Annotated in this window: 6 protein-coding genes; all 6 read right to left on the bottom strand. The window is 38.0% G+C overall.

What is annotated here, in order from left to right; translation table 11 throughout:
- A partial coding sequence (rsmA, locus tag GMD6S_RS11945; protein ID WP_001216873.1) for a 16S rRNA (adenine(1518)-N(6)/adenine(1519)-N(6))-dimethyltransferase RsmA occupies positions 1–785 on the bottom strand: 785 nt, incomplete at its 3' end.
- A complete protein-coding gene (locus tag GMD6S_RS11940; RefSeq protein WP_000702740.1) occupies positions 782–1,117 on the bottom strand; it encodes a hypothetical protein in 336 nt (111 codons plus the stop codon). The genes GMD6S_RS11940 and rsmA, both read right to left, overlap by 4 nt.
- 193 nt (positions 1,118–1,310) lie before the next feature.
- On the bottom strand, positions 1,311–2,165 hold the full coding sequence (locus GMD6S_RS11935) for an SDR family NAD(P)-dependent oxidoreductase (RefSeq protein ID WP_000755762.1): 855 nt from the start codon (positions 2,163–2,165) through the stop codon (positions 1,311–1,313).
- Between the two features lie 11 nt (positions 2,166–2,176).
- Positions 2,177–2,752, bottom strand: a complete 576-nt coding sequence (gene rnmV, locus GMD6S_RS11930) for a ribonuclease M5 (RefSeq protein WP_000491759.1) — start codon at positions 2,750–2,752, stop codon at positions 2,177–2,179.
- Positions 2,731–4,083 carry a PIN-like domain-containing protein gene (locus GMD6S_RS11925; protein ID WP_000932025.1) on the bottom strand — a complete coding sequence of 451 codons (1,353 nt, stop codon included), beginning with the start codon at positions 4,081–4,083 and terminating at the stop codon, positions 2,731–2,733. Before GMD6S_RS11925 ends, rnmV begins: the two co-directional genes overlap by 22 nt.
- A gap of 14 nt (positions 4,084–4,097) precedes the next feature.
- The gene (locus GMD6S_RS11920) at positions 4,098–4,868 is read right to left on the bottom strand and encodes a TatD family hydrolase (RefSeq protein WP_000575627.1); all 771 of its coding nucleotides are present in this window, start codon (positions 4,866–4,868) and stop codon (positions 4,098–4,100) included.
- Positions 4,869–4,956: the final 88 nt, after the last annotated feature.

Below are 4,956 nucleotides of genomic sequence, written 5' to 3'. Positions count from 1 at the left end.
GCCTGATCCAAAGCCTTGGTCAACTTTTCCTTGACTTCATCAGTCTTGCCAAAGTAGCCTGTTAAGTTATTCCACAAGGTCTTGCGACGATGAGTGAAACTAGCCTTGGAAACTTTAAAGAAAAATTGTTCATCTTTTACTGCTACAGCAGGCTCTGGACGACGCACCATTTTCAGGATAGCTGAGTCTACGTTTGGCGCTGGCACAAAGACCGTACGAGGCACGATGAAGGCAACCTTAGCTGTCATATAATACTGCACCGCAATCGACAAGCTACCGTAAGCCTTAGTATTTGGCTGTGCGGAGATACGATCCGCCACTTCTTTTTGCATCATAACGACAAACTCACTAAAAGGAATGCCACTTTCAATCAAGTGCATGAGAATAGGCGTCGTAATATAGTAGGGCAAGTTGGCTACTACCTTGATTGGTAGGTCTGGATTTTTGAAACTCTGGATATGCTGCGCCAAATCCACTTTGAGAATGTCCTCGTTGACTACTGTCACATTGTCAAAATCACGCAGGGTATCTGCTAAAATCGGTACCAAACGGTGGTCGATTTCAAATGCCATGACTTGAGCTGCACGCTCAGCCAAAAATTCTGTCAAGGCACCAATCCCTGGCCCGATTTCGATAACATTAACCTGATCATCAATTTCAGCTGTATCCACGATTTTTTGAAGGATATTGGTATCCGTCAGGAAATTTTGCCCGAAGGACTTTTTAAAGGTAAAACCGTGACGCTCCAGTACTGCCTTGGTCACGCTATAATCTGCAATTCTCATTTATTCTCTTTTCTAATATAGTATGCTTCCGGGGTATAATGATAGAGCAAAACAAATAAGGGAGTCTCAGTAATTCCTTCCAACATCTCTTTTAAGACCGCATCTGGATGGATAATCTCTCGTGTTTTGGTGAAATAAACACCGTGTTCCCCATTTCGATTACGGAGTTCCCAGGCCACATTATTTCCTTGAACAGACGGCAAATAACGTTCCTTTTCTAGAAAGTCAAAAAATTCTTTCACCGTCATATCTTCAGAAATCTCGAATTCTGTCTCATGGGGCAATACATCATCCCCAATACACACAGAATCTCTGTCAACTCGGATTTTCATTTCGTTCTGTCCTTATAAGTTTCTATTTTAACGCTATCAAAATAAATCTAAGTACCTCTATTGTAACACATTCCCCTTATATTTTCGGGTTATCTGGTTATTGTTATCACTTTTCAGAACTCTCCAAACAGATTTTGATATCTAAATTTCTTTCCACTATTGAAGTAAGCGTAAAATTTATTTTTCTAATTCTTTATAGATTGTCTCTTGAAAATGTCAGTTGTTCAAGTAAGGAATAGAGTTTTGCTTGCCCCTCTTCTTCGTAAGCAGTTCTATTTGCTTTTACTTCCCTGCATTTCTCGTCATACAGAAAACCGTCATGGTCATCTTCTGTAGATAAGGCTGTGTAGACTTTGGCCATTTCTTCAGGACTAATCGAAAATTTTGACTTAATTTTATAAAGATTTTTCATAAAAGCGCTGAGGTGATCATAGCGGCGCATATCAACTCTGACATTGGTCACACGGATTGCCTGAATTTTGATACCTTTCCACCATTTCCGCATATAAAGCGACAGCATCAACAAGGCCAGTTTATTCTGATAATAGGTCTTGGCAGGGCTATAATGTTTTTGACCAGCTAAATTTTCAAAATCAAGCTTCATGAAAGGATAAAGCATCAGCCCTTGGGAAGAAATATTAATAATCCGACCAGTCTCAGACTTTTCCAACAAACCTTTCAACAAGATAGACAGCAAGAAAGGGGCGACAACATTGGTCGCAAATTGCTTTTCTAAACCATCCTTAGTCAGGATGGGCTTTTTGACTGACAAATCAAAGTCAGCTGCATTGTTAATTAAAATATCTAAAGTCTCTTCTTTTTGGATATACTTCTCTACCGCTTTCCTGACACTCTTCATATTAGATAGATCAACCAAGATATAATCTACATATGGATTTCCTGTCTGCTGACGAATTTCCTCACAAGCTTGCTCGGCAGCTTCTTTCCGTCTACAAAAGAGAGTTACCGACCAGCCCTTTTCAGCCAACTGTTTAGCAGACTGGTAGCCAATACCACTATTGCCACCCGTAATAATTACTTTTTTCATTCCTGACTCCGTTAGTCTGAATACTTAGCCATCACTTCTTCCACTTCTGCCAAGGTTACCCCAAATAACTCCAACCGCTTGAGGAGTTGCTTGCCGTTGGAATAGCCGATGCGAAGCTGTTCGCCTAGATACTCTCTGCGCCTACGACTGTCTGCTCCCGCTAGGAAACCTAGGCGAATCAAATCACCACGACTGATGTCAAACTCGTTCTCGTTTTCAAATTGCTCTGTCACCTGAACCAGCGCTGTTTTCAGGTCCTCATAGCTAGCATGTTCGATTCCCAGAGAACGTCCCTTGGACTTAGATTTGGGAACAGCCTCATCTCGCTTGAGAAAAGCATGCTGCACTGTTGGAATGGCCGTCATAATCATGCGTCGAATCCGTTCCCCATTAAAATCTGGATCTGTAAAGACAATGACTCCATGCAATTCATGCAGGCGCTGAATGCGTTCTATATCCTGGTCATTTATTGCGGAACCTCGTGTTTCATAGGTCTCTACATCAAAGTAACGTTTGAGATTGGCCGTATCATCGCGACCTTCGACCACGATGACTTGGGACAATTTTATTTTTTTCTTTGAGAACATATCTTTTCCCAATCACTCTGGACTTCACTATCTATAAATCTTAATTGCCCAGCGCTTTTCTCAACTCTTCCATCCAACAAATCAAAAATATATCTAAGTTTTTGAGTAAAATTCAAAGATGTTCCTACTATAAATTCTTTTCCAAGTTTATCTGTTACAATGATATATCTATCAAATGTAGTATTAATCTCTTTAAGTGAATCTTCAAATGGTAAGACACACGGGATACTGATATCCGAGCCATCAATTTTTGAAATAATTTTTTCAAAAACAATTCCCATCATTTTAGCTTGCTGTGTTATTCCAACATAATTTTGTCCATATAAACTAAAATCATATTTCTCATTATCATAATTTTTTCGAGAAGTTTCAATTGAACTTCCATCCGCTACTCCAGTTGCTTTTAAAAGTGTCCAAATATCTATTTTTTTAACAATCAAACCTGTTTCTCGACAACATTCAGAATACATATCCAAATTTATTTTTGTTTTATTCCCCTCTAAAACCCAATCTGGTTTACCTTCATTTGAAATAACAATCAAATATTTCTTATCTTTAACTACATTTGGATTACACTTAATATAATCTAGCGCATCTAACCAAAAAATAGCATCTGAATAAAATCTAGGTACTGATTTCCCACCTAAAAAAATTGTCTCTTTAGATTTCTCAACAATATCTTCATATCCCGGAGATATTTTTAACTTATAACGTGCATCTATCCTCTCTATATATCTACTTAAAGTATTATCAGTGTAGTCTGATCCTAGCTTTACCTCATCTAGGAATTTCTCAATTACTCTCTTTATTTCATCGACACTCGTAGTTGATATTTTCCAATCAACTTTTTTTAATAGCTTATTTTTTTCATCTATTAGTTTATTATTTATAACCTTCAACTCTTCTGTATATTTATTGATTCTTTCAAAGTAATCCTCTTTAAATTTTGAAATTTGATTATACATAGTTTTCATGTCGTCAACTTTTTTATACTTATTTATATCACTGAAAAGATTATTATTTACAATATTTTTAATACTTGTCTCTAACAACTTATTCGAGTTTTCAATATTTTTAATTATCTCCCTCGCCTTTTCTACTTTTTCATTCCTTGCATTAATTATATTCAATTCATTTTCTAGATATTCAATTTGTGTTACATATGGGATATATACATCTTTTTTTATTTTATCGAATGAATCTACTATTTTCTCTCCTAGAACATAGTCTTTCAGTGGAAATAGCAAACAATTATTATCAATTACAAAAAATGATTCTTTTATCATTTCCGTAGTAAAATCTTTATTATATTCTTTAATAATATTTAACATTCCATCTCCTTGTCTTAATACTTTATTTTAAAAATACGCTCTGCATTTGCAGTCGTTATAACTGCTAATTCCTCGGTCGTCATCCCACGCAAGTCGGCGATAAAGTCCACCACATAGCGTGTGTAGGCTGTTTTGTTCTCACGGCCACGTTTAGGAACAGGAGCTAGGTAGGGCGCATCCGTCTCTACCAAAATCTTGTCCAAAGGAAGCTCCCTAGCAGCCTCTTGGATATCCGTTGCTTTCTTAAAAGTCACTACTCCTGAGAAAGAAATGGTCATACCAAGCTCGACAAACTTCTCAGCCCACTTGAGAGAGCCTGAAAATGAATGCATAATTCCACCACGAGGACCAACGCCCTCGCTCCTGATAATCTCATAAGTATCTTCAAGCGCATCACGAGTGTGGACCACAAAAGGCAAGTTCAAATCCTTAGACAGCTGAATCTGACGACGAAAAACCTGCTCCTGTACTTCCTTAAGTGCTGTCATCCAATGGTAGTCCAGACCAATCTCCCCCAAGGCAACAACCTTGGGATGTTTTAGTTTTTCAAGCAAGTAAGCTTCGACCTCATCTGTGTAAGTCCCTGCTTCCGTCGGATGCCAACCAATAGTTGCGTAGAGTTGCTCATACTCATCTGCCAACTCCAGGGCTCGCTCAATGGTCGGTGTATCAAAACCAACAATATTCATCTGTGTCACACCCATCTCAGCAGCCAAGGCGATTTCTTCTGCCTCACGTCCTGCAAATTCTTCTACATTTAAATGTGTGTGCGTATCAAAAATCATCTTTTCTAACCTCATTTTCTTCCATCTATTATACCAAAAATAGCATCCCTCGGCTTGTAAAAATATTCTAATACCAATCATTCTCCCT

Source organism: Streptococcus sp. GMD6S, from assembly GCF_000297015.1.
The sequence above is the reverse complement of the archived record's forward strand: the minus strand, read 5'-3'. Positions and strand labels throughout refer to the sequence as shown.